The following is a 20,973-nucleotide window of genomic DNA, read 5'->3' on the forward strand; positions in this document are numbered from 1 at the left end:
CTACCAATCAAAAATAAATATATGGCTATATCGCGTTGACGATTCCCTTGAAGACCCGTCCGCGCTGCTCAAAATTATCGTACATGTCAAAGCTCGAGCATGCCGGAGACAACAGTACGGCCTGCGGCGCTTTGGCAATCTTGCGGGCCATCATAATCGCCCGTTCCATGCTGTATCCGGCTCGGCGAATATCCTTGACGCCGGCCTTCTTCGCTTCCTGTTCAAACCGATCTGCCGCCGCGCCGATCAATATAAGCGTATCGACCTTTTCGGCGGCCAGCTTCATAAACTCGTCGAGAGGTGTCATCTTATCGTAGCCGCCGGCAATCAAGACCAAGTGTCCCGAAAACGCTTCCAGCGCTTTGATAGACGCGTCGGTATTCGTTCCTTTTGAATCATTGTAATAGGTGACGCCGTGAATTGTGCGCACTTTTTCCAGACGGTGCTCTACGCCCCGGAACGATTTCAATACGCCAGAGATCACGTCGAGAGGCACGCCGGCGGCGTAAGCCAGCAGCGACGCAGCCAAACAATTTTGAATATTATGCTTGCCGAATAAATGAAGTTCGTCTTCCCGGCAAATGAGCGTATCCTGGCCGTCCATGCGGAGGATCAGCCGTCCGTCCTGATAAAACGCACCGACAGGCACTTCGCCCTGCGTGGAAAACCAGACGACGCGGCCCGTCATGTCCGGAGCCATGGCCCTGACCAGCGGGTCGTCGTAATTCAGCACAGCCGTATCGTCCCCATCCTGATTGCGGAAAATGCGCTTCTTCGCTTCGGCGTAGGCTTCCATCGTATGATGGCGGTCCAGGTGGTCCGGCGTAATATTCAGGACGACGGCCGCTTTAGCCTTCATCGTCTGCGTAAATTCCAGCTGGAAGCTGGACAATTCCGCTACGACGACGGCTTCCTTCGGCAAATCTGCCGCCTGCTCGGAAAGGCCGATGCCGATATTGCCGCCGACGACAGTCTGACGGCCTGAGGCCTTCATGATTTCCCCCAGCAGGGTCGTCGTCGTCGTCTTCCCGTTCGTACCCGTCACGCCCAATATGTCGGCATCGGTTACACGGCAGGCTGTCTCCACTTCACTCCAAACGGGCAAACGGCGCGACAGCGCTTCTTTCATAATGGGAATTTCCGGAGAAATAACCGGCGACGGCACGACGATGTCCACGCCGTCCAGCAGCGAATTTTCCTGGCTGCCGAATACGAACTTGACGCCGGCACGCTGCAGCGCCGGCCACGGCTCTTCCGTGCAGTCGATGTCCTTTTTGTCATTGAGAATAACTGCGCCGCCGTGACGGGCCAAGGCCATCGATGCGGCCCGGCCGCTGATACCTGCGCCGATGACCAATATTTTTTTTCCGGAAAAATCCATTATGCTCATTTGCCAACACCTGCTTTGTTCAGATAATATGAATACCCTCTATTTGCACGATAAGACGACGATAATCGCCAATATCGCCATGAGGGCGGAAAAACTCCAAAAAACGGTAACTACCTTTACTTCGCTCCAGCCAGACAGTTCAAAATGATGATGAATAGGGCTCATTTTGAATACGCGCACGCCCCGCGTCTTAAAGGAAACAACCTGAATGATAACCGATAAGGCTTCAATGACGTATAATCCGCCTGCCAGAATGAGAAGCAGCTCCGTCTTCGTCAAGATAGCCATCGCCGCCAGCGCCCCGCCCAAAGCCAGCGAACCCGTATCACCCATGAACATCTTGGCCGGGTGCTGGTTATAAAACAGAAAGCCCAGGCAGGCGCCGGTCAAGGCCGCGCTGAACACGGCGAAATTGACGTATCCCAGCGCTACGGCAATGACGACGTAGGCCACAGACGTAATCGCGCAGGAACCGGCCGCCAGGCCGTCCAAGCCGTCCGTCAGGTTGACGGCATTGCTGGCTCCGACGATCATGACAAACACAAAGATATAATAGAAGAATCCCAAATCGATCGTAACCGATGTGAAGGGAATCCAAAGAGTCGTAGGAAATTGAAGGAATTCCTTTAAAATGAAGCAAAATACGGCTGCCATAACGAACTGGCCGAGCAATTTCTGCTTGGCTGTCAGCCCCAGATTACGCCGTTTCACCGCTTTGATGCTGTCGTCGAGGAATCCGATGACGCCGTGTCCGAACGTCAGAAACAAAGCCAGGCCCTTGCGCAGATCCGACGGATTGAATACCAGACAGGAGACAACCAAAGCGATCAGAATCAAGATGCCGCCCATCGTCGGCGTCCCGGCTTTATACTTATGGCTCTGCGGGCCTTCTTCCCGTTCAGATTGGCGGGCATGGAATTTCTTTAACTGCCCGATAACCGGCTTGCCCAGCACTAAGGCGATGACCAGGCTGACGGCGAATCCAAATATCAGCGTATTTAACATTCACATGACTTCCTTTCGAAATATGACAGTATTTTTTCCATGGCAAACCCGCGGGACCCTTTCAGCAGCACCGTATCACCCGGCTGCAGCAGTTCTTTCAGGCAGGCGGCGCATTCGTCATGCGTCGCGGCCGTGTAGACCTGCTTCATGCCGCCTTCTCTCGCCGCGCAGGCAATATATCCGGCCAGCTCGCCCATGGTAATGAGGACGTCAATACCCGACGAGGCGATCTCCCGGCCGATGGCTTCATGTTCTTCCCGGGCCCAATCGCCTAATTCCAGCATGCCGCCCAATACGGCAATTTTCCGGCCCGTCGTCAAGGCGCCCAGAGAACGGATAGCCGCGCTCATGGAAGCCGGATTGGCGTTATAGGCGTCGTTGATAAACGTATACGGCGCCAAGGAAATCAGCTCTTCCCGCATGGGCACGCCTTTATACGCCGCCAGGCCGCGCCGGATTTCTTCGGCCGAAAGGCCCGTCAAGCAGCCGACGGCAGCCGCAGCCAATCCGTTATAGGCGTGGTGGCGGCTGATTGCCGGAATCTGCGCCGCGAAGACATCGCCGCAGCAGTGGCAGGTGAAGGTTACGCCCTGCTCGCTTACGGCTATCTGCTCGGCCCAGATATCGTCGCCCGCCTCGGTGCCGTAGGTCAGCACGCTGCCGCGGCATAGGGCGGCCATCGGGGCTACGAAGGAATCGTCGGCATTCAATACGGCCGTGCCCTTTTCGTCAAGAGCCAAAACAAGCTCGCTCTTCGCCTTGGCGATGTTTTCCTGCGACCCCAGGAGTTCAATATGGCTCTTGCCGACGTTCGTCACGACGCCGACAGTCGGCTCGGCAATGGCCGCCAGCTCGGCAATCTGTCCCAAGCCGCGCATGCCCATTTCGACGACGCAGGCTTCGTGCCGTTCCGTCAGCTGCAGCAGCGTGCGCGGCAGGCCGATTTCGTTGTTGAAATTTTTTTCCGTCTGCAGCACGTCGTATTTCTGCGACAGGACGGAGGCAATCATATTTCGCGTCGACGTCTTGCCGACGGAGCCCGTTACGGCTACGACGGGAATGGAAAAACGGCGGCGATGGAAGCGGGCCAAAGCCTGATAGGCCTTCAGCGTATCGTCTGCGACGAAAACAGCAATGCCGTACTCTCTGTATTCGTCCCGCATTTCGGACACGATAACACCGGCTGCGCCTTGCTGCACGGCTTTGCCGACAAAATCATGACCGTCAAACCGCTCGCCCTTGAGGGCTACAAACAACGCGTCCCTGCCGATGACCCGCGTATCCGTTTCCACGCCGGAAAATAAAGTCTTTTCGCCGCTGACAGCGACAGACGCTCCCGTCGCCTCTTGTATTTCTGCCTTCGTAAAGGAAGCCATTTTCTTATCGCCCCTTTAACGCCAGCACGGCCTTGCGCGCTTCTTCGCGATCGTCGAAGTGAATCGTGCCGTCTTTTAAAATCTGATACGTTTCATGACCCTTGCCGGCAATGACGATGATGTCGCCGGTCTGCGCCAGTTCGACGGCTCTCTGGATAGCCGAACGGCGGTCGACGATGACTTCGTGATGCTGGCCCGGCTTGAGGCCCTGCTTTACGCCGGCTTCCACTTCAGCGACAATGGCGTCGGGGTCTTCCGAACGGGGATTGTCCGACGTGACGATGGGAATGTCGGCGTGTTCCGCCGCAATCTTGCCCATGATGGGGCGCTTCGTCCGGTCGCGGTCGCCGCCGCAGCCGAAGACGGCTAAAATACGGTTCGGATGCATGGCACGAGCTGTCGTCAAAGCCTTTTCCAGGCTGTCCGGCGTATGGGAATAATCGACAACGATGGCAAAATCCTGACCGGCTTCGACGAGCTCGAAGCGGCCTGCTACGGAGTGGAAGGTCTGTATAGCGCTGTCGATGATTTCCGTATCGACGCCTTCAGCATGGGCCGCGCCGATAGCCGCCAGCGTATTATATACGTTGAACAAGCCGGTAATATTCATATTCAGATGGACGCTGCCGAAGGGCCCGGTTACGTCGAAGGACGATTTCTTCAATTCGACGTTCAGATTCGACCCTCTCAAGTCGGCTTCTTTTTCTACGCCATAGGTCAGGACCTTGCACTGGCAGGCTTTGAGGATATCCTTGGACCACGGGTCGTCGATGTTGACGACAGCCGTCTTATTGTCCTTGACATGTTCGCGGAAAGACAAGCCCTTGAATAACTTGGCCTTAGCGGCTACGTAGTCTTCCATCGTCTTGTGAAAATCGAGGTGATCCTGCGTCAAATTCGTGAATACGGCCGTATCGAATTCAATGCCGGCTACGCGGTGCAGGGCCAGGGCATGGCTCGATACTTCCATGACGACGTGGGTCATGCCCTTTTCGTACATGAGCGCCAGGAAGCGCTGCAGCTCGACGACGTCAGGCGTCGTGTTGTGAATGGGCAGCTCTTCGTCGTCGATGAGGGCGTGAATCGTGCCGAGAACGCCGACATGATGGCCGGCGGCCCGCAGAATATGGGCGATGATATGAGTCGTCGTCGTCTTGCCGTTCGTGCCGGTTACGCCAATCATGCGCATCTTGCGGCCGGGATAATCATAAAAATAGGGAACCATGTCTTCCAACGCATGGTGGATATCCGGCACCCGGATCTGCACGGTGCCCTTAGGCAATTCCAAATGCTTCGTCGTCAAGACGGCGACGGCGCCTTTTTCCACAGCCTGGACGGCAAAGGAAGCGCCGTCGACGTGAACGCCGGAAATGCACACGAATAAATTGCCCGGCTCGATTTCCCGCGAATCGGCGGCGATGCCCGTAATCGGCGTTTCTACGTTGCCTTCTACATTGTATATGCCCTTAATTTGCTTGCAAAGTTCACTTACTGTCTTCATCCTCAACATCCTCCTCGCAATCTGTTATGTATACGTAATCGTTTCTATTAAAGCAAACAACAATAGCAGCCTTGGGTAAAGGCTGCTGATGTCATCATATTATCGGCCTGTATGGGCTGCTTCCTTCTGAGGCTCGGACGACTGGCCGCCGTACAGCACATACGTCGGCGCAACCATGCCCAGCTGTTTCGTAGCGACCGTATATATCCGTTCAGGTGCTTCCAGCTTGGCGATATCGACGCGCAAGTTCTCATTTTCACGCTGCAGCGCCTGCACCTGTCTTTTTTCATTCATCAGCGCATAACCATAATCAGTTTTAGCGGCAGATAAGGCAATATATGTCAGCAAAAAAAAGCAAATCAGCCCTACTACCGACAAGGTACGCAGGATAAGGCCCGAAAAGTTCCTGTCGGCCGGAACCGCCTCCTGCCTCTGCTCAGCATACCGTATGTATCCTGCTTTTCTGGACAACATATTATATCACATCCATTCGACGAATTACTACCAATACCTTGTAAATATTATTTTCGAATTCCGACGCGCAGCTTGGCGCTCCGGGCGCGCGGATTCTGCTCCAGCTCTTCCGGCGACGGAGAAATAGCCTGCCGTTTCGCTTTCAATATGGCCTTATGATGGCATGTGCACACGGGAATATCGGGCGGGCAGATGCAGTCCGTAGCCAATACTTTCAGCGTTTGCTTTGTAATGCGGTCTTCTAGCGAATGGAAGGTGATGACGCATATATGTCCCCCGGGCTTAAGCCGGTTGGCCGCGCTTTCCAGCGCATTGCGCAGAATGCCGAGTTCGTCGTTGACTTCGATGCGGATGGCCTGAAAGGTCCGCTTGGCCGGATGAGGGCCGTCCTTTCTGGCGCCGGCTGGAATAGCCTTTTTGATAATCGAGACGAGCTCGCCAGTCCGTTCAATGGCCTTTTCTTTGCGGGCGGCAACGATAAAGGAGGCAATGCGCTTGGCCCAGCGTTCTTCGCCGTACTCCTTGATAATGCGGTACAACTCGCCTTCGCTGTACGAATTGACCACGTCGTAGGCGCTTTTGCCGCGGCTGCGGTCCATGCGCATATCCAGCGGACCGTCCTGCATGTAAGAAAAGCCCCGTTCCGGCGTGTCGAGCTGATAACTGGATACGCCTAAATCAAACATGACTCCGTCGACGGCGTCGATTCCCAGCTCGTCGAGGACGTCGGACAGCTGGCTGAAATTGCGCTGCACCAGAATATGACGGCAAGCCGTATCTTCCAGCCGCTTCGTCGCCGCGGCGATGGCGTCAGCGTCCTGATCGAGGCCGATGAGCAGGCCGTCGTCGTTCAGCCGCTCCGCCAGCGCATGGGAATGGCCGCCGCCGCCGAGGGTACAGTCTACGTAAACCCCGCTGGGATTTCCTATAAGATTGTCAATCGTTTCCTCGCGGAGAACGCTAACATGATGAAACGCCATAATACCTCCTAAAACTCAATATCCAGAGATTCGTCCAGACTTTCGGCGATCTCTTCCATATCCGGCACGATCTTGGCCGCATATTCTTCGTACGCCTCCTGGGCCCAGATTTCTATTTTATCGCCCGTCCCCAGTATGGTCACGTCCTTTTTCAACTGGGCGTACTCGCGCAGCGTCCCCGGAATCAGAATGCGTCCCTGCCGGTCAAATTCAACTTCAGCGGCGCTGCCGAACAAAAAGCGCTTGAAAGCCCGGACATTTTCCTTCGAAGCCTTCAGCTTTTTCATGCCGTTGGCCAAATTGATCCACGCTTCCATCGTATACACGGAGAGACAACCTTCCAGTCCACGGGTGACTACGAAGGAAGATCCCAATTCGTCGCGGAATTTCGCAGGCAGGATCACGCGGCCCTTCGCATCGATCGTATGCGAATATTCTCCCATGAACATCTTGTCGTCATCTCCTTCCCGTCGCTTTCACTTTTCACCACATTTTACCACATTTCAACACCTCGTGACAACAAATATCAGCCCATTCGCGGGAACTATATATAAAAAATCACCATGCAGGCTGCATGGTGATTAAAAAGAATAGGTACAGATTCATATTATATTGGGTTTATACGGCGCAAATAGCCTGCATCACATCGTCGTCTACGACGATGTCCTCCTGCCGCAGCGCCGTCAAATCGCAGTGCCGCGCCAGCTCTTCCAGCGGATAACGGGCCCGTTCGGATACCAGGCCGCCTTTGTACGCCAAATAGGATAGTACGCTGTCGCGGTCGGCTCCGCCCTCCCGCAGGCTCTCTATCGTAATGCCCTGCTGCCGCTTCGACAAACGGCGACCTTCTCCGTCAATCAGCATGGGCACGTGAGTGTACTGCGGCGCAGGATAGCCGAGGTATTCGATGAGCCAAATCTGCTGCGCCGTCGACGACAGCAGGTCGCGTCCCCGCAGGACGTGGGTAATGCCCATCATTCCGTCGTCGACGGACACGGCCAGCTGATAGGCATACAAGCCGTCGGCACGACGTACGACGAAATCGCCGCAGGCCCTCGGCAAATACGCTTCCTGCCGGCCATACACGCCGTCACAGAACGACACGGCAGCAGCGGGCACGTGGACGCGCCACGACGGGTCTTTCTGCATCGCAGCCCGTTCCGCCACCGTCATGCCGTAGCAATGCCCGTCATACACGCTTCGCTCACCGGCGTGGGGCGCGCCGATAGCCTGCAATCTGGCCCGGCTGCAGTAGCAGGGGTACAGCAGGCCGCCGCGCTGCAGCACCGACAGCGCACCGTCGTACAGAGCATATCGTTCCTGCTGCGTATACGGCCCGGACGATCCGCCCCTATCGGGCCCTTCGTCCCAGGTCAGCCCCAGCCACTGTAAGTCCCGCATCAGGGCGTCGGCAAATTCCTTTTTCGACCGCTGCTCGTCGACGTCTTCCATGCGCAGGACCAACGTGCCGCCGGCTTGCCGGACCTGAAGCCAGCACAAAAATGCTGTCCACGCGTTTCCCAAATGCATGTACCCCGTCGGGCTGGGCGCAAAACGACCTCTCATGAGCTCACGACCTAATCGGGCAGCGACACGAGATTGCCGAACAAGCTCGCTTCTTCGCGGATTTTCCCTTCGCCGCCCATGACGCAGAGATTGCCGTCTTCCATGACCGAGCGGATCAAGGGAGCCAGGGCCCGGATATCGGCGGCCGTCGTCGCCAGCAGCTGATCCCGGCGTTTCTGCGCAACATCCGGCGTCGTCCCCGTAAAGTAACGGTTCATGGCTTTATCGCCGCGCAGGGACGGCGTAAGGGGCACGTCGATGCGGCTCAGCGTGCCGATGACGTATTTCGTCATTTCCCGTTCAGACACGTCGAAGGTTTCCAAATAATCAGCCAGCTCGTCGTAAGCCTGAACCGTGCTGCCCAAATTCGGGTCCCGATAGGAGCAGAATACCATGTCGCCGTTGTCGTAGAACCGGGTAAAGGCGCCGTACGCGCCGCCCTGCACCCGTATCTTCGTCCACAAATACCCGTACTGCAGGATCGTGTCCAATACCATGAGCGAGCCGGCGTAGGTGTACCCGTGGTCGCGGAAGTTGCCGCCCTTGGCGACGTACTGCACCGTGCCGCTGGTCATGATGCCTTCGTTCTTCTGTTCCATGACGAAATCGCACAGTTCCGTCCGGCGTTCCCCCTTGGGCATGGCGTCAAGCCATTGAGGCAATGCGGCTGCGGCGGCTTTCTTTTCGTCGTCGCTGCCGGTAATTTCGATCGTCAGGCCAGCTCGGACGAAGATTTTCTTCATGACGGCCTGCAGCTTAGCGGCTACTTCGCCGCAGGTTTCGCCGATATTCGCCGCTATCTGGCTGATAAACTGGTAATAGGAAAATTCTCCGGCGTTGCAGAACGCTTCGACCGGCGACGTATAAGACAAAACGCGGTGCATGACGAGGATATGGCCGCGGCGGAAGGCGTCCATATCCCAGCCGGCCTTCGTTTCTTCAATCAGCTCGATTAGCCGTTCCTCATTCGTAAAGACCGTATCGAGGGAAATTTCCTTCAGCAGGCCGACGAGTTTGTCGATATGCTGGCTCAGGACTTTCGCCTTAAACTTGAATACGGGAACGTAATTCTTGTTGTTTTCCCGGTCTGAAAAGGCCGAAACAGTGCTGTCGATACCGCCTGTATGCAGGTCGATCAAAGACGCCAATTCGCCGTAGCCGTGGGTCTTCGTATCCAAGTCGCCCAAGATATCGCTCAGCAAGTAGACATAAGGCAGCTCTTCTGCCGTAATGCCGTGAAGGTCAAAATAGGCGTTGACATAGGTAATGCCATTCGTCACGTCGGGGACGTGGCAGATATGGATGGACCCCATCGTTTCTTCGTGCATGACGATCCGCTCCGCCTTATGCTCTAGGTCGTCCCGAGAAAGAGTCGGAATAGACAGCAGCGCTTCCGGAGAATCAGGCGTCGCCTGCCGCTTCTTTAAGGCTTCCGTCGCCGCCATGATGCCGGCAATGTCGTCCTCCGTCAGCGTCGCCTTATAGGCCGCCAGCTTTTCAGCCAGCTCGGCGTCGTGCCGCTCCGTCAAGCCCTGTTCCGGCACGAGGGAAATAAGGGCGTAATACGTATTATCCAGGACGTATTTCTGCAAAATACGTTCATAATAGCCCGTTTCTATGCCGTCGCGCAGTACCTTCAGCGCTCCTTCATAGGCCAGCGGCGCTAACGGATCGCCGTCGTAGAGCCACGAATCCATGCAGCGGATACCGTAAATCAGTCCCTTGGGACGGCCGGCAAAATCGGCTTCGCGGAGCGTAAATTCGATGCGGTTCAGAGCCCCCTCCAGAAGCGTCTTGTCGATGCCTTCCTTCACCATATCGCCCAGTACGCGGCGGACGATAGGCAGTATCTTATCCTGCTTGTCCGGGTCAGAGCCGTTGACGGAAATCCCCCACAAGGGCTGAAGCAGCCCGTCCTGGAAGTCGCCGGAAATATCCTTGCCCACGCCGGCGTCGACGAGGGCTTTTTTCAGAGGCGCAGCCGGCGACAGCAGCAGGACGTACGTCAGGACCTTGAAGGCCAGGCCCAGCGTCGGGTCCAGGGCGTCGTCGACGACGTAAGTCAGGCTATGCAGCGTCTTGTGCTCCATTTTTTCTTCCTTGGCAATGCCGTACGGATAGGTCTTGACGACAGACGGCACCGGCGCCTGACGGCCGATAGCCGAATCGATCGGCTCCTTCGTAAACTTGCTCAGGTATTCGCCGTCTATGAAGGCCAGCGTCGCGTCGATATCCATGTCGCCGTACAGGAAGATATAGCTGTTCGACGGATGGTAATATTTGGCATGGAAGGCTGCGAAGGCTTCCTGCGTCAAGTTGGGAATATCGTCGGGGTCGCCGCCCGATTCGACGCCGTACGTCGTGTCCGGGAACAAGTTCTCCATGACCCGCCGTTCGAGCTGCGAGTCGGGAGACGAGAACACGCCTTTCATTTCATTATATACGACGCCGCAGTACGTCAAAGGCGCATCGGGCGATTCCAGCTCGTAATGCCAGCCTTCCTGCATGAGAACCTGTTCGTCCGTCAGCATATTCGGGAAAAAGACGGCGTCCAGATACACATCCATCAGATTTTTGAAATCGACGGCATTCCGGCTGGCTACGGGATACATCGTCTTGTCGGGAAAGGTCATGGCGTTCAGGAACGTATTCAGCGAGCCCTTGACCAATTCGACAAAAGGTTCCTTCAGCGGAAATTTCCGCGAGCCGCACAAGACGGAGTGCTCGCAGATATGGGGCACGCCGGTGCTGTCCGACGGCGTCGTGCGGAAGGAAATGGAAAATACCTTGTTATCATCTTCATTTTGAATATATAACACCCGCGCTCCCGACTGAAGATGCTCCATTTCATAGGCCTGGCTTTCCAGCTCCTTGACGAAGACCGATCGGGTTACGCGAAATCCATGCAGCCCAGTCCCTGTTTCTAATTTCATCAACATTCCTCTTTTCTCTGTTATGATTGCAACACTATATTATTGTAAAATAAGGGCTTCTAACTCCGCTACGGAAGAAACGAAGAAATCCGGCGGAAACTGCCGCCGTTCCTCCTCGTTGCCGTAGCCGTAGCCGACGACGATGACCGGCAGGCCCGTTTCGCGGGCTCCGCAGACGTCGTACTGCCTGTCGCCGACCATGACGGCCCGTTTCGCCTCGTCCGGGCCGATATGCTGCAAAATGCGGCGAATAATATCAGCCTTCGTGTCCGTGCCGCCTACGGCCGGGCCGGCAATCATTTCGACGTACGGCGCGATGCCGAATTTTTCACAGATAGCCTTGGCGTGAACCTCCGGTTTGGACGTGGCAACGAAGGAGCGTACGCCCCGTTCCTGCAGGCGCTGCAGCATGGGGACGACGCCGTCGAAGGCCCGGTTTTCAAACTTGCCTATCGTGCTGTAGCGCTGCTGGAAATGAGCGTACATTTCCCGCGCCTTTTCCTCGGAAAATCCAAAGGTATCGCGAAACGTCGTGACCAGGGGCGGCCCGACGATAATATGCTGATCCAGCCGGCCTTCCGTCGTTTCGCCCATCTGTATGAGGGCATATTCAACGGACTTGATGATTCCTTCCTTCGAATCAGTCAGCGTGCCGTCTAAATCAAATAAAACGGATGTATACATACAAAACCTCCTAATAGTTTCCAATCAGACCATATATACTATATCATGTTTGCCATTGCCGTGCTAGAGGGCGGCCCGCCTGCAGTTGCTTCGCGCCGGAAAATGAAGTACTATACTATATATACAGTTTAAACTTATAAGGAGGCGATACGCCGTGACAGAAGAAGAAAAAATTTTCGCCGGATATATCTTCAACAACCGCTCGCCGGAACTGGTGGCGATGAAGCACAAGGCCCACAGCGCCTGCCTGCACTTCAACCAGATGGATGAATACGACCTGCAGCGCCTGCCTATCGTCAGGGAGTTTATCGGAGCCATTGGAAAGGTGTATTACTTCCAGGGACCCATTCAATTTAACTACGGCTGCCATACCTTCATCGGCGAAAATTTCTTCGCCAACTTCAACCTCACCGTCATGGACGACGCCCGCATTTATATCGGCGACAACGTCTGCTTCGGCCCCAACGTATCGCTTATGGCAACGAATCATCCCCTTCTGCCGCAGGAACGGCTCGGCCTCGACAATGAAGGGCGCATGACCATGGCCGAGTACGCCGAAGACATCCATATCGGCCATAACGTCTGGCTGGCCTGCAACGTCACCGTCCTGGGCGGCGTGCGCATCGGCGACAACGTCGTCATCGGCGCCGGCAGCGTCGTCACCAAGGACATTCCCGACGGGTATCTGGCTTACGGCAATCCCTGCCGCCCTGTGCGCAGGATAACAGAGCAGGACAGCCAGCTGCACCGCATGCTACCGGAAGACCGGGAATATTTCAAACATAATTTTAAACTGTAATACCCTTATGTATATATAGGAGGTACGACGATGAAACTCATGATTGCTTCAGATATCCACGGCTCCGCATACTGCTGCCGCAGATTGCTGGATGCCTTTCGCCGCGAGGAGGCGCAGAAATTAGTTCTGTTAGGCGATATGTTATATCACGGTCCGCGCAACGACTTGCCGAAAGAATATTGTCCCAAAGACGTAGCCGCCATGCTGAACGCCGAAAAGGACCGCATCCTCTGCGTACAGGGAAACTGCGACGCGGCTGTCGACCAGATGGTGCTGGAATTTCCCATCATGGCCAGCTATGCCCTTCTCTATTTAGGAAAGCGGACGGTCTTCGCGACGCACGGCGACGACTTCAACACGGCCGCTCCGCCTCCCCTCGGCGCCGGCGACATCCTGCTTCACGGCCACACGCACGTGCCGGCCTGGGAACCCTTCGGCAGCGGCAACCTATACCTGAATCCCGGCTCGATTTCCCTGCCCAAGGAAAACACGCCTGCCGGATATATGATCATGACGGCCGACGAATGCCAATGGAAAACCATGGACGGCAGCCTGTATCATACCCTGACGTTGTAAAATCATCCGGCAGCATTCTAAAAAGTAAAAAACGGATTCATCAAGACCAGGCCCGCAGGCCTATCCTGATGAATCCGTTCTTTTTATGTCTTATACTTGCCGGTACCTGTTACCAATCGCTGCAGTGACGGTTGTGGCGATGGCGGCGGTTGCAGTCGCGATCGCGGTCATTATCGATATCCCGTTCCAAAATTCTGCCCGTTTCGGCATCAATGGTAAGATCGCCTTCCCAAACGGAGTCGCTGTGGAAATCGATTTCGTAAACTCTGCGGCCATCGTCATAATCCCGTTCTACGCGGTGGATTACCGCACCGGGATATTCGTTTTTAACAATCTGTTCCGCATCCTGCATGCTGATGGCAAAGGCCGGTACGATGCCCATACATGTCACAGCTGCAAGAGCCAGTAATGCGCTCAACTTCTTTTTCATCATCATTCCCCCCTACAGCTGTATCTTAGTATTTTTCTTTCCGTTCTAAAATCTTGCCCGTATCGGCGTCAATGGTCAATTCGCCGTCCCAGATGCTGTCGGTTCTGAAATCTACTTCATATACTCTGCGGCCGTCGTCGTAATCGCGGTCTACTCTATGAATCGTAGCGCCCGGATATTCTTTCAATACGATGTTTTCTGCATCCTGCGCGCTCATGCTGGCAAACGCCGTCGAAAATCCCATTGCACTTACAGCTAATACCGCTAAGATAGTTCCCATTTTCTTTTTCATACTCTAATACCTCCTAGTGTTTTTAGTTGCAGTAGTTTTTACACTTAAATTATTACATACTTCCGCCCCATTGTCAATATTTTTAATAATCATTATTTGTTAAAAATTTATTTAGAAGTAGTTTAGAGTTGTTTAGAAATCCTTTAGCATTGACAAAAAGCAACCTCCCGACGGGTGTTTGGAAGGCTGCTTCGATAACATTGCAATTACTGCTGTGCTTTGCGCATAGCTTTCTTTCTGTCGTGCTTATCCAAAATGGCTTTGCGGATACGAATGCTCTTCGGCGTAACTTCGACGAGCTCGTCATCGTTGATCCATTCGAGCGATTTTTCCAGGCCCATGACGCGGGGCGGAACGAGGCGAAGCGCTTCGTCCGACGCGGAGGAACGCGTATTGGTAAGGTGTTTTTTCTTGCAGGGGTTTACGTCGATGTCGACGTCGCGGTTGCTTTCACCTACGACCTGGCCGAGGTAAATTTCCTGAGCCGGCGAGATAAACATGTCGCCGCGGTCCTGCAGGTTGAAAATACCATAGCCCGTCGTCGTGCCCGATTCAAAGGCGACTAAGCTGCCGCGCGTACGGCCGGGAATTTCGCCCTTCCAGGGAGCATAGCCGTGGAAGACATGGTACATGATGCCGTTGCCCTTCGTGGCCGTGAGGAATTCGCTGCGGAAGCCGATGAGGCCGCGGGCCGGAATAATGAATTCCAAACGAGTGTAGCCGGCGATGTCGACCATATTGACCATTTCCGCCTTTCGGGTACCGAGTTTTTCCATAACGGAGCCCATGAATTCCTGCGGCACGTCGATAGTCAGGGCTTCCAGCGGTTCGCATTTCTGGCCGTTGATTTCCTTCGTAATGACGCTGGGCTTGCCGATCTGCATTTCATAGCCTTCGCGGCGCATTTCTTCGATGAGGACGGCAATGTGCAGTTCGCCGCGGCCCGATACCTTAAAGGCATCGGCGCTGTCTGTTTCTTCGACGCGGAGGGACACGTTGGTCTGCACTTCGCGGAACAAGCGGTCGCGGAGGTGGCGGCTCGTGACGAATTCGCCTTCCTGGCCGGCGAAGGGGCTGTCGTTGACGTAGAAAATCATCGACAAGGTCGGTTCGTCGATGTTGATTTTCGGCAAGGCTTCCGGATTCTGCGGGTCTGCTACAGTTTCGCCGATCTTGAGGTCAGGAATACCGATGATGCAGGCAATATCGCCCATAGCAGCTTCTTCCGTTTCCGTCCGCTTCAGGCCTTCGTACGTATATACGCGGCCGACCTTGGCACGGCGCTGGCCTTCGCCGTCGGTAATCACGACGTTCTGGTTCGGACGGAGACGGCCGCGGACGATACGGCCGATGGCGATTTTACCGACGTAGTCGTCGTAATCCAAGGTCGTAACCATAAACTGCAGCGGGCCGTCGATATCACCCTTGGGGCAGGGGCAGTGTTTAATGATGGTTTTAAACAACGGTTCCAAATCGGAGCTGTCGTCATCCATGGAATACTTGGCAATGCCGTCGCGGCCATTTGCGTAAATGACCGGGAAATCGAGCTGTTCGTCGTTGGCTTCCAATTCCATGAACAGTTCCAGTACTTCGTCTTCGACTTCCGAAACGCGGGCTTCGGGCTTGTCGATTTTATTGATAACTACGATAGGCTTCAAATTCTGTTCCAGCGCCTTGCGCAGTACGTATTTCGTCTGCGGCATAGGGCCTTCGAAGGCGTCGACGAGCAGCAGTACGCCGTCGACCATATTCAGAACACGTTCTACTTCGCCGCCGAAATCGGCATGGCCCGGCGTGTCGACGATATTGATCTTGACGCCTTCATGCATGACGGACGTGTTTTTGGACAGGATCGTAATGCCCCGTTCCCGTTCGATATCGCCGGAGTCCATGACTCGTTCGGCAACCTTTTCATTGGTGCGGAAAACGTGGCTCTGCTTAAGCATTGCGTCGACCAATGTCGTTTTGCCATGGTCAACGTGGGCAATAATTGCAATATTGCGAATATCTTGACGTTCCATCTAATGTCCTCTCTCCTATGTCAAATAATGATAAGTATAGTTAGTTCGTAACTCATAGAGTATAGCACAAAAAGCCCCGCTTGACTACACGTCGCAGGGCTTTTTACAGAAAAATACGATGAAATTTACCTAGTCTTCGCCGATAATCCGCACTTCCGGCTCTAAATGGACGCCGTGGGCCAGTTCGACGCGGCGCTGCACTTCGCGAATCACCTGCAGGACGTCGCGGGCCGAGGCATGGCCCCGATTGACGACGAAGCCGGCGTGCTTTGTCGATACCTGCGCGTCGCCGCACGACAGGCCCTTCAGGCCGGTCTGGTCGATGAGCGTGCCGGCAAAATATCCTGGAGGACGCTTAAAGGTGCTGCCGGCGCTGTGCATTTCCAGCGGCTGCTTGCTGCGCCGCCGCTGCATGAGGTCGTCCATGGTGCGCTGGATTTCGTCCTTGTCACCGGGCCGCAGGAGCAGCTCCACTTCAACGACGAATTCCTGGGATTTCTGAAACCGGCTCTGACGATAGCCAAAGCCTAAGTTCGGCGCGCTGTACGTATGGACGCCGCCGGTGCTGCTGACCGTACGGACGCGGGACACGACATGGCTCATTTCGCCGCCGTAGGCGCCGGCGTTCATGAAGACGGCGCCGCCCAGCGTGCCAGGTATGCCGCAGGCGAATTCTATGCCCGTCAAGCCCTGTTCCTGAGCAAATTGGCAAATATCCTTCAGCATGTAACCCGCACTGACCAGCAGCTTGCCGTCGTGACAGGACAACACCTTCTTCAAGCGGTTCAGCTGAATGACGACGCCGCGGATGCCGCCGTCCCGGACGAGGACATTCGATCCGCCGCCCAGAACCGTCACAGGCAGTTCCAAGGAGCGGGCGATGCGGATGGCCACGGACATTTCCTTTACCGACGCCGGCAGGACCAAAATATCGGCCGGGCCTCCGACGGCAAAAGTTGTATGCTCGCTCATGGGCGCATCGAGAATGATGTTGTCCATCGGCGTATACTTGCTCATCTGCGCCACAAAACTTGTCAATGCGTACTTATTTATCAAGAATGCTCATTCCTTCTGCCATTGCGTTCTGAATTACCTGATACACTTCTCCGGCCATCGCCTGCCAGCGGTTGTATTTCTGCAGGTAAGCCATTGCCGTCTCGTTCTTTTTAAGCTGTTCCGCCATGCGGTTCAGCTGTTCGATTTTCTTGCGAATCGGTTTATTGCCCATGGATTCGGCATAAGCCAGCTGAGCCTGCATGATGAGGAAATCCTGCACTAAGTGAGCCGTCTTTTCGTCTTCGGCCAGTACCTTGCCCGCCTCTACCAGCTCTACGTATTCCTTGCAATTTTGAATAGCTTTCGCCAATTCGTTGGCTTTATCGTATAATTCCACTCTTGTTTCCCGCCTTTTCCTTAGGTTAAATGATCGATTCCGACGCCGCCCTTGGCCATGCCGGGAAATCCGAGCTGGCGCAGCGCTTCATACGAAACGATAGCGACCGTATTCGACAAATTCAGACTCCGCGCTTCTTCAGCCATCGGCACGCGGAAGCAGCTGTCAGGATACTGTTTGAGCAGTTCTTCCGGCAAGCCCTTCGTTTCCTTGCCAAAGACGAGCATGTCATCTTCTTGAAACTGAATATCGGCATAACACTGGTTCGCCTTTGTCGTCAAATAAAAAAAGCGGTGGCCTTTGTATTTTTCCAGCACTTCATCGAAGTTTTCATGAACCTGTACGTCTACGAGATGCCAGTAATCAAGGCCGGCGCGCTTTAAATGCTTGTCGTCGATGGAAAAGCCCAAGGGCTTTACCAAATGCAGCGTCATCTTATTCGCCGCGCATAACCGGGCAACATTGCCCGTATTGCCGGGGATTTCCGGCTCTACCATTACAATATGCATAGTATCAATCACTCTCCAACGAATATTGTACAAGATTTCCCGTAGGAGCACAAGAGGAAAGGCCGGCCATGTATTCATTGATTTTTTTTATCATGCATGGTATAATATAAATAATAATTATTCTTTAATTATTATTTTCAAAAATCAAAAGAGAGGTGTTTTCACATGGATACATTTGATAACATTGCCCAGTACCCCATCTACTTTGCCCCCGGCTGTCGCCTCATGCAGCTGGAACCTGCCATGGTTTCGGAAGTGTACGATTACCTGCGGAAATTATTCGGCAACATCCGCCTGTACACGCGCTGCTGCGCCTTTGACGACGCCAAACAGCACGATGAAGAAGCCGTTTTCATCACCTTGTGCGACTCGTGCTTCAAAATCTACGGCGAAACGTACGCCAACCTCCACATGCGCGATTTCTGGAGCGTATACGACGAATACAAGACCATCTATCCCTTAGGCGACAACGAAGCCAAACTCCGCGACGCCTTGGACTCAACCATGTGCGCTCCCGCTCCGATTAAAGCGATGCGCCCCTTCTTCGACGAATGGAAGACCTGGAGCACCAGCCACCGGGAACCGGAAAAATAAGGAGGCTCCTCCCATGAAATTCACGTACTACGGTCATGCAGCCTTTTCGCTGTCTGACGAAACGACTACGATTCTCTTCGACCCGTTTATTACGGACAATCCGTGGACAAACGTCTGTCCCGCCGACATTGACTGTCAGTACGTCGTCTTGACCCACGCCCACGGCGACCACTACGGCGACGTCGAAGCCATCGCCAAGAAAAACGACGCCTTAGTCGTCAGCACGGCTGAAGTAGCGGGCAAAGCGGCCGCTGCAGGCTGCCGGGCTCACGCGATGCACGTCGGCGGCAGTGCCTCTTTTCCCTTCGGCACGATTCGCCTGACGCCGGCCTTTCATGGATCGGGCGTCGAAGGCGGCATGGCCTGCGGCGTCATCGTCGAATTCGGCGGCAAGCGAGTCTACTTCGCTGGCGATACGGGCCTGTTTTCAGACATGAAAATACTCGACCGCTTCGGCAAGATCGACTGCGCCATCCTCCCCATCGGCGGCAACTTTACCATGGGTATAGATGACGCGGCCTTAGCGGCTTTGTGGATTCAGCCGAAGTTCGTCATCCCCGTCCACTACAAGACGTGGCCGGTCATCGACGCCGACCCGCAGGAATATAAGCAGCTTACGGAAAGCAAATACAATATTCCCGTCCAGGTCGTCGAACCGGGAACGACATACGAATTCTAAACAACTATATCCATAAGAAACGGCCCTGCCGTGAAAGCATCTCCTTTCATGGCAGGGCCCTTTTCTGTCTGCATGTATTATATTTCTTTAAATTATTATCGAATAAAGGACGGGCCCCGATGAGGCGCATCATCAGAATCCAATCCCTTTTCATGCAGATACGCCGTCATGATATCGGCAATCTGTTCGTTATTCAAGTCGGCAAAGGGAGCGTGCGTATTGCCGTAAATTCCCATATCGGGCAGGCGCACGAGGCGGGCGTCGCCGCCGTGACGGTTGACGGCCTCGACAAATTGAACGGCCCGCAGGCTGGCGCAGCGCCATACTTCAACGTTAAACAAGGTACTTTGTTCTTTGGCGATGTTATCTCCATAGACAATCAGAATAGGTATCTTCGTCAGCTTGTCAAATTCGGCCTGCGGCACCATGATAGGCTGCTGGAACTGCTCGACAAGAGGATGGCCGCTGGGAATTTCGGCAGGACGCTCGCCTTCTGGAAAGGGAAAGGCCGCCGGTTCAAAGGCAACGACGCCCTTGATGTCGTCGGGAGCTGCCATGACCGTTTCCCAACCGTATTCGCCGCTCCGCGAGTGTGTCACCAAGATGCCGCCGCCGATGTCCTGAAACAGCTGCCCGACTGTATGGGCCAGAAATCGCCGATGTTCCGCTGTGCGGGGCTGCTCACCTGTATCGGGCGTCTGCCAGCGCATGAAGCGATTGATCGAATTTTCCTCTTTAGGAAAAGCCAGGGCATCAAAAAACTCCGGCCGCTGCGGCGGAGACCAAATGCCCAGGCGAAAGGCGTTCCACGTTTCGCTCTCCCGATGCACCGTCAGGGACACGTCTTCCCCATTTGGCGCGCTGGTTCTCCCGGCCCGTCCGCGCCGCGGCTGATCCATAATATACACGGCCCATCCCCTGCGGGGCAGCAGCTGCATGAAGCCTTCCCGTCCGTCCGGCGTCGTTTCCCAGCAGGCTCCGGACTGGCCGATACCGTGCCAAAAAACGAGAGGGTAATTCTTTGCCTTTTCCGGTATAAAATACTGGGCGTAACCGTGGTCGCCGTGAAAAGTCTCGCCGTCGGAGGACCTTTCTACGGTTCCGCCGAAGGTCATGCCGCCCATCGTTCGCAATACGAGCGGTCGCTGCGCCCCTTCATTAGCCATAGCATACTCTCCTCCTCCGACGCAGCCGAACAGAATACCTCCGGCAAGCAGGCTAATTCCAATCCATGTTTTTATGCCTCGTCTCATCGTATCCTCCTTGTCCATCTTAACAGCTCCGTATACTTTATATAGTTAGTATACCTAATAACGGCTTTATCTGTACAATGCCTCTTTTCCCTATGCAGGCATACCGTTCGGGCATGCCGCGGCCATGCGGTCTGAGCATTTTGAACTGGGAAATATAAGCATTAGACAGGACACCATTCTTCCCCTATGATAAAGCTGTCAAACAAAACAGCAGCGGCCGCGTCATCTGTTACAGACTAGGAGGAATGATCTATGAAAAAGCAACTTCTTACCGCTTTGGTATTCGCGTCTCTTTTTACGGTAGGAGCGCAGGCCGCCCAGCCGTCAGCTGCCGAGACGGCGGCTGACGTTCGGCACGTCTGGTTTACCAAAAAACTAAACAATATCCAACTGGCAGGAAACCTTTACATACCGCCTCATTTTAAAAACACCCGGACCTATCCGGCCATTGTCGTCGTCCATCCCGGCGGCGGCGTTAAGGAACAGACAGCCGGCATATATGCCCAAAAGCTGGCGGA

Annotated in this window: 22 protein-coding genes; 5 read left to right on the forward strand and 17 right to left on the reverse strand. The window is 54.7% G+C overall.

The features are described 5' to 3' along the window. Positions 1-25: 25 nt before the first annotated feature. From murD to E0L13_RS08020, 10 genes are all read right to left on the reverse strand, one after another. On the reverse strand, positions 26-1,390 hold the full coding sequence (murD, locus tag E0L13_RS07975; protein WP_168061580.1) for a UDP-N-acetylmuramoyl-L-alanine--D-glutamate ligase: 1,365 nt from the start codon (positions 1,388-1,390) through the stop codon (positions 26-28). Positions 1,391-1,429: 39 nt separating this feature from the next. Continuing rightward, positions 1,430-2,395 carry a phospho-N-acetylmuramoyl-pentapeptide-transferase gene (gene mraY / locus E0L13_RS07980; RefSeq protein WP_168061582.1) on the reverse strand — a complete coding sequence of 322 codons (966 nt, stop codon included), beginning with the start codon at positions 2,393-2,395 and terminating at the stop codon, positions 1,430-1,432. Further along, positions 2,389-3,771 carry a UDP-N-acetylmuramoyl-tripeptide--D-alanyl-D-alanine ligase gene (murF, locus tag E0L13_RS07985; protein ID WP_168061584.1) on the reverse strand — a complete coding sequence of 461 codons (1,383 nt, stop codon included), beginning with the start codon at positions 3,769-3,771 and terminating at the stop codon, positions 2,389-2,391. Before murF ends, mraY begins: the two co-directional genes overlap by 7 nt. A gap of 4 nt (positions 3,772-3,775) precedes the next feature. Beyond that, the gene (locus tag E0L13_RS07990) at positions 3,776-5,272 is read right to left on the reverse strand and encodes a UDP-N-acetylmuramoyl-L-alanyl-D-glutamate--2,6-diaminopimelate ligase (RefSeq protein WP_095629370.1); all 1,497 of its coding nucleotides are present in this window, start codon (positions 5,270-5,272) and stop codon (positions 3,776-3,778) included. A gap of 99 nt (positions 5,273-5,371) precedes the next feature. After that, complete coding sequence (locus E0L13_RS11880; protein ID WP_239386318.1) at positions 5,372-5,566, reverse strand: cell division protein FtsL; 195 nt, start codon at positions 5,564-5,566, stop codon at positions 5,372-5,374. Positions 5,567-5,793: 227 nt separating this feature from the next. Then, positions 5,794-6,726 carry a 16S rRNA (cytosine(1402)-N(4))-methyltransferase RsmH gene (gene rsmH, locus E0L13_RS08000; RefSeq protein WP_095629372.1) on the reverse strand — a complete coding sequence of 311 codons (933 nt, stop codon included), beginning with the start codon at positions 6,724-6,726 and terminating at the stop codon, positions 5,794-5,796. An 8-nt stretch (positions 6,727-6,734) separates the two neighbouring features. Then, positions 6,735-7,175, reverse strand: coding sequence for a division/cell wall cluster transcriptional repressor MraZ (mraZ, locus tag E0L13_RS08005; protein ID WP_087478071.1), 441 nt, complete (start codon positions 7,173-7,175; stop codon positions 6,735-6,737). A 169-nt stretch (positions 7,176-7,344) separates the two neighbouring features. Continuing rightward, positions 7,345-8,292, reverse strand: a complete 948-nt coding sequence (gluQRS, locus tag E0L13_RS08010; RefSeq protein ID WP_168061586.1) for a tRNA glutamyl-Q(34) synthetase GluQRS — start codon at positions 8,290-8,292, stop codon at positions 7,345-7,347. 11 nt (positions 8,293-8,303) lie between these two features. Beyond that, positions 8,304-11,225, reverse strand: a complete 2,922-nt coding sequence (locus E0L13_RS08015; protein ID WP_168061588.1) for an insulinase family protein — start codon at positions 11,223-11,225, stop codon at positions 8,304-8,306. Positions 11,226-11,264: 39 nt separating this feature from the next. Then, on the reverse strand, positions 11,265-11,909 hold the full coding sequence (locus E0L13_RS08020; RefSeq protein WP_168061590.1) for an HAD hydrolase-like protein: 645 nt from the start codon (positions 11,907-11,909) through the stop codon (positions 11,265-11,267). 154 nt (positions 11,910-12,063) lie between these two features. Between E0L13_RS08020 and E0L13_RS12025 the strand changes: the two genes are divergently transcribed. After that, positions 12,064-12,708 carry a sugar O-acetyltransferase gene (locus tag E0L13_RS12025; protein WP_168061592.1) on the forward strand — a complete coding sequence of 215 codons (645 nt, stop codon included), beginning with the start codon at positions 12,064-12,066 and terminating at the stop codon, positions 12,706-12,708. Between the two features lie 30 nt (positions 12,709-12,738). After that, positions 12,739-13,284, forward strand: a complete 546-nt coding sequence (yfcE, locus tag E0L13_RS08030) for a phosphodiesterase (protein ID WP_168061594.1) — start codon at positions 12,739-12,741, stop codon at positions 13,282-13,284. 109 nt (positions 13,285-13,393) lie between these two features. Here yfcE and E0L13_RS08035 read toward each other — a convergent pair whose 3' ends face one another. From E0L13_RS08035 to trmL, 6 genes are all read right to left on the reverse strand, one after another. Continuing rightward, entirely contained in the window at positions 13,394-13,714 is a 321-nt protein-coding gene (locus tag E0L13_RS08035) for a PepSY domain-containing protein (protein WP_168061597.1), read from the reverse strand. Positions 13,715-13,739: 25 nt separating this feature from the next. Then, complete coding sequence (locus tag E0L13_RS08040) at positions 13,740-14,006, reverse strand: PepSY domain-containing protein (RefSeq protein WP_087478078.1); 267 nt, start codon at positions 14,004-14,006, stop codon at positions 13,740-13,742. 206 nt (positions 14,007-14,212) lie between these two features. Continuing rightward, on the reverse strand, positions 14,213-16,027 hold the full coding sequence (typA, locus tag E0L13_RS08045; RefSeq protein WP_168061599.1) for a translational GTPase TypA: 1,815 nt from the start codon (positions 16,025-16,027) through the stop codon (positions 14,213-14,215). A gap of 129 nt (positions 16,028-16,156) precedes the next feature. Beyond that, complete coding sequence (murB, locus tag E0L13_RS08050; protein ID WP_206081588.1) at positions 16,157-17,044, reverse strand: UDP-N-acetylmuramate dehydrogenase; 888 nt, start codon at positions 17,042-17,044, stop codon at positions 16,157-16,159. Between the two features lie 28 nt (positions 17,045-17,072). Next, positions 17,073-17,420 (reverse strand): YlbF family regulator, encoded by a 348-nt coding sequence (locus tag E0L13_RS08055; RefSeq protein WP_087478081.1) that lies wholly within the window; start codon positions 17,418-17,420, stop codon positions 17,073-17,075. A gap of 20 nt (positions 17,421-17,440) precedes the next feature. Next, a complete protein-coding gene (gene trmL / locus E0L13_RS08060; RefSeq protein ID WP_087478082.1) occupies positions 17,441-17,929 on the reverse strand; it encodes a tRNA (uridine(34)/cytosine(34)/5-carboxymethylaminomethyluridine(34)-2'-O)-methyltransferase TrmL in 489 nt (162 codons plus the stop codon). 165 nt (positions 17,930-18,094) lie between these two features. Here trmL and E0L13_RS08065 point away from each other — a divergent pair, with 165 nt between their 5' ends. Continuing rightward, complete coding sequence (locus E0L13_RS08065) at positions 18,095-18,523, forward strand: hypothetical protein (RefSeq protein ID WP_087478083.1); 429 nt, start codon at positions 18,095-18,097, stop codon at positions 18,521-18,523. A 13-nt stretch (positions 18,524-18,536) separates the two neighbouring features. Further along, positions 18,537-19,202, forward strand: coding sequence for a metal-dependent hydrolase (locus E0L13_RS08070; RefSeq protein WP_168061603.1), 666 nt, complete (start codon positions 18,537-18,539; stop codon positions 19,200-19,202). A gap of 95 nt (positions 19,203-19,297) precedes the next feature. Here the strand turns inward: E0L13_RS08070 and E0L13_RS08075 are convergent, their stop codons facing one another. Continuing rightward, on the reverse strand, positions 19,298-20,455 hold the full coding sequence (locus E0L13_RS08075) for an alpha/beta fold hydrolase (RefSeq protein WP_168061605.1): 1,158 nt from the start codon (positions 20,453-20,455) through the stop codon (positions 19,298-19,300). 252 nt (positions 20,456-20,707) lie between these two features. Here E0L13_RS08075 and E0L13_RS08080 point away from each other — a divergent pair. Further along, the coding region (locus E0L13_RS08080; RefSeq protein WP_168061607.1) for an alpha/beta hydrolase at positions 20,708-20,973 on the forward strand (266 nt) is incomplete at its 3' end.

Origin of the sequence: Megasphaera sp. SW808 (assembly GCF_012027795.1) — a bacterium.
Taxonomy (GTDB): Bacteria; Bacillota; Negativicutes; order Veillonellales; family Megasphaeraceae; genus Megasphaera; species Megasphaera stantonii.